Origin of the sequence: Micrococcus sp. (assembly GCF_034179925.1) — a bacterium.
Lineage (GTDB): Bacteria > Actinomycetota > Actinomycetes > Actinomycetales > Micrococcaceae > Micrococcus.
Map to the genome: position 1 here is coordinate 1 of NZ_JAXFPG010000021.1, position 4,044 is coordinate 4,044.

Here is a 4,044-nt window from a genome sequence, read left to right on the forward strand (position 1 = left end):
TGCGACGCCCCCCCCCCCCGCCCCCCGCGTGCCCCCGGCCCCGCCCAGCCCCCCCCCCCGCTCCGGGGGCGAACGGGGCCGGAACCCAGGTGGATGTCCGGCCCCTTTCGCCCCCGGAACGCAGAGAGCAGGAGGGCCCAGGAGGGCCGGGGCTCCGACCCCCTCAGCGGGCGGCGTCGTGGGATGTCGGGGCGCCGCGGCGGTGGCGGGCCACTGCCTCAGCGGGCGGAGTCGGCCGGCGGCTCCTGCTTGCCGAACACCGGGTTGTGCACCTCGCCGAGGGTGATGTGCACCGCCTGCTGGTCGGTGTAGAAGTCGATCGAGCGGTAGCCGCCCTCATGGCCAAGGCCGGAGGCCTTCACTCCGCCGAACGGGGTGCGCAGGTCGCGCACGTTGTTGGAGTTCAGCCACACCATGCCGGCCTCCACGTTCTGCGCCACGGTGTGGGCGCGCCGCAGGTCGTTGGTCCAGATGTACGCGGCCAGCCCGTACTTCGTGTTGTTGGCCAGCGCCACGGCCTCCTCGTCCGTGTCGAACGGGGTGATCGCCACAACCGGCCCGAAGATCTCCTCCTGGAAGATCCGCGCGTCGGGGGCTACGTCCGCGAACACCGTGGGCTGCACGAAGTTGCCCTCCTCGAAGCCCTCCGGGCGGCCACCGCCGGCCACCAGGCGCGCCTCGGACCGGCCGATCTCCACATAGGACATGACCTTCTCGAAGTGCTCGGGGTGCACGATCGCCCCCACCTCGGTGGCTGGGTCCGAGGGCAGACCCACGCGCACGTTGGCCGCCTGCCTGGCGTACCGCTCCACGAACTCGTCGTACACGGACCGCTGCACCAGGATCCGCGAGCCCGCGGTGCAGCGTTCGCCGTTGAGGGAGAACACCCCGAAGATCGTCGCGTCGATCGCCGCGTCCAGGTCTGCGTCCTCGAACACCAGGGCCGGGGACTTGCCGCCCAGCTCCATGGACAGCCCCTTCAGGTGGGGGGCGGCGTTGGCGAAGATCAGCTGCCCGGTGCCGGATTCTCCCGTGAAGGAGATCAACGGCACGTCCGGGTGCTTCACCAGCGAGTCCCCGGCGAAGCCCTCCTCGCCGTACCCGTGGACCATGGTGAACACATCCGTGGGCAGGCCGGCCTCCTCGAAGATGCCCGGCCACAGGGATGCCGAGAGCGGGGTGAACTCGGCGGGCTTGAGCACCACGGTGTTGCCGGTGGCCAGGGCCGGGGCCAGCTTCCAGGACTCCAGCATGAACGGCGTGTTCCACGGGGTGATCAGCCCGGCCACGCCGATCGGCTTGCGGTTCACGTAGTTCACCTGCCGGCCGGGCACCTTGAAGGCGTCGTCGTGCTGGGCGACGATCAGGTCCGCGAAGAACCGGAAGTTCTCGGCGGCACGGGCGGCCTGGCCCTTGGCCTGCGTGATCGGCAGGCCGGTGTCGAAGCACTCCATGGCGGCGAGCTGGTCGCCGCGGCTCTCCATGATGTCGGCGATCCGGTGCAGCACCCGCGAGCGCTCGCGGGGGAGCATGTGGGGCCAGGGGCCGTGGTCGAAGGCCTTCTTGGCGGCGGCGACGGCGCGGTCCACGTCCGTCTTCTTGCCGGAGGCGGCGCGGAGGTAGGGGCGGTTGGTCACCGGGTCGAGGACGTCGAATTCGTCCCCGTCGAGGGAGTCGACGAACTTCCCGCCGATGTAGTGGCGGATCTTCTCCGGCAGGCCTGCGGGCGTGCGGGACTCGAGGCTGGTCTCGGTCATCGGGTGCTCTCCTCAGCTGGGCGTGGCGGTGTCGGTGGGGTGGGGTGGGCTGGCGCGACGACGTCGGCCCGGTCGGCCGGTTCGGCCCGGTCGCCCGGTTCGGCTCGGTCGGCCTGGTGGTCCAGGTAGGCGTGCAGGGTGTTGAGCCGGTGGGCGCGGGCGGCGGCCTCGATGCGGGCGAACGGGGCGGCGTCCTCGATCAGCCCCAGCAGCTCCTCGTGCTCTTGCACAGAGGCTGAGGCCCGGCCGGGCACGAAGGAGAACGTGGAGGAGCGCAGGGCCGCCAGGCGGTTCCAGCCGCGGTGCACGAGGTCCAGGATGTGTTCGTTCTGGTGGTGTTCGAACAGCACGGTGTGGAACTCGTGGTTGAGCTCGGTGAACGCCTGGGGGTCCCATGCCCGTCGGCCGTCCACGAGGGCGCGCATCCTGTCGTTCACCGTGCGGGCCCGGGTGAGGTCCTGGGCGGTCACGTGGGGGGCGCACTGGGCGGTGGAGTAGCCCTCCACGAGGGCGAGGGTCTCCATGGTGAGCCGGTACTCCACCGGGTCGATGCCCACCACGGTGGCTCCGATGTTGCGTTCGTACCGCACGAGGCTCTCAGATTGCAGGCGGCGGATCGCCTCGCGCACGGGCACCACGGACATCTCCAGTTCCGCGGCGATCTGCGCGAGCACCAGCCGGTCTCCGGGGGCGTGCCGCTGCCCGCGGATGCCCTCCAGGATCGCCGCGTAGGCACGGTCCGCCTTGGAGCCCCCGGTCACCGCCCCGCTCATCGGTCCTGCTCCTTCCGCCACCGCCGGTACTCCTCCCGGCGGTCGGCGTCCGGCGGGAACAGCCCGTCCACCGGCCGCCCGGCCCGGACCTGCTCGAGCACCCACGCGTCCTGCAGTTCCTGTTCGTGCGCGGCCTCGACCACCTCCACGAGCAGCGCCGGCGGGACCACCACCACGCCGTCGTCGTCACCGATCACGATGTCCCCGGGCTGCACCGTGGTGCCCCCGCACGCGATGGTGCCGCCGACCTCCCACGGGAGGTGGCGGCGTCCGAGCACCGCCGGGTGGCAGGCCCCGGCGTACACCTGCAGGCCCAGCTCGGCGACGGCCGCGGCGTCCCGCACGGCGCCGTCGGTGACCACCCCGGCCGCTCCCCGGACTTGCGCGCGTAGGGCCAGGATGTCCCCGAGGGTGCCGGCCCCGTGCTCACCGCGGGCCTCCATCACCACGACGTCGTCCGGCTCCACCGAGTCCATGGCCCGTTTCTGCGCGTTGAACCCGCCGCCGAAGCGTTCGGCGAGGTCTTCGCGCCGGGGCACGTACCGCAGGGTCTTGGCGTAGCCGAGCAGGCGCCGGCCCGGGTGCTGGGGGCGGACGCCGTCGATCGTCGCGTTCTGGATGCCGCGCTTCTGCAGCTGCGCTGTGAGGGTGGCGACGGCGGTCCGCTCGATCATCGCGCGCAGCTCATCCGTGAGCAGTGTGCGGTCCGGCGTGGGGGCCGAGGGCACGTAGCGGCCGTCGGCGTCGACGGGGGAGGGGGTGCCGTCGTCGTCGGTGCGGGGAGGCAGGCCCGCGGCCTCACGGGACCCCCACGCCTCCTCCCGTTGGGTGTCGTCCACCCGGGGCTGGGCGCCGTAGGGGGCCATCGGGTGCGCGGATTCGCGCACGTGCGTGACGAGCCGGCCCGTGCTCGGGGCGCCCGGGGCGCCGGGGGCGTCCACTTCCACTTCGACGACGTCGTCCGGCTGGGCCACGGAGGAGCCCGCCGGGGTGCCCGTCAGGATCACATCCCCGGGCTCGAGTGTCATGAGCTGGGAGAGGTCGGCGACGAGCTGCCCGAAGGGGAAGGCGAGCTCGGCGGTGGTGTCCTCCTGGGCGAGAGTGCCGTTGACCCAGGTACGCACGCGCAGCGCGGCCGGGTCCAGGCCGGTGCTGCTGATGACGGCCGGGCCGAGGGGGGTGTAGCCGTCCCCGGACTTGTTCTTCACGTTGGAGCCCTTGTCCGCGTGGCGGAGGTCGTACAGGCCCCAGTCGTTCGCGGCGGTCACGCCAGAGACGTGCGACCAGCCCTCCTCGGGGGTCACGCGGCGGGCGGTGCGGCCGATGACCAGGGCGATCTCGCCCTCGAAGGCCAGCAGCTCGGTGCCTGCGGGACGCACGGCCTCACCTCCGGAGCCGGCCAGCGAGCTGGCGGGCTTCAGGAAGTACGACGGCTCCTGGGGACGACGCCCCCGCTGGGCGGCCCGGGACTCGTAGGCCAGGTGGACCGCGATGACCTTGCCGGGGGCCACGGG

3 protein-coding genes are annotated in these 4,044 nt (G+C 72.6%); all 3 read right to left on the reverse strand.

All coding sequences use genetic code 11. From position 1 onward, the window contains the following. Positions 1–218: 218 nt before the first annotated feature. The 3 genes from hpaE to SPI96_RS04170 are packed head-to-tail and all read right to left on the reverse strand — an operon-like array spanning position 219 to position 4,041. Positions 219–1,757, reverse strand: coding sequence for a 5-carboxymethyl-2-hydroxymuconate semialdehyde dehydrogenase (gene hpaE / locus SPI96_RS04160; protein ID WP_321081110.1), 1,539 nt, complete (start codon positions 1,755–1,757; stop codon positions 219–221). Beyond that, positions 1,754–2,530, reverse strand: a complete 777-nt coding sequence (locus SPI96_RS04165) for a GntR family transcriptional regulator (protein WP_321081111.1) — start codon at positions 2,528–2,530, stop codon at positions 1,754–1,756. The genes hpaE and SPI96_RS04165 overlap by 4 nt, the downstream gene beginning before the upstream one ends. After that, positions 2,527–4,041 (reverse strand): fumarylacetoacetate hydrolase family protein, encoded by a 1,515-nt coding sequence (locus tag SPI96_RS04170; protein WP_321081112.1) that lies wholly within the window; start codon positions 4,039–4,041, stop codon positions 2,527–2,529. The genes SPI96_RS04165 and SPI96_RS04170 overlap by 4 nt, the downstream gene beginning before the upstream one ends. Between the last annotated feature and the right edge of the window lie 3 nt (positions 4,042–4,044).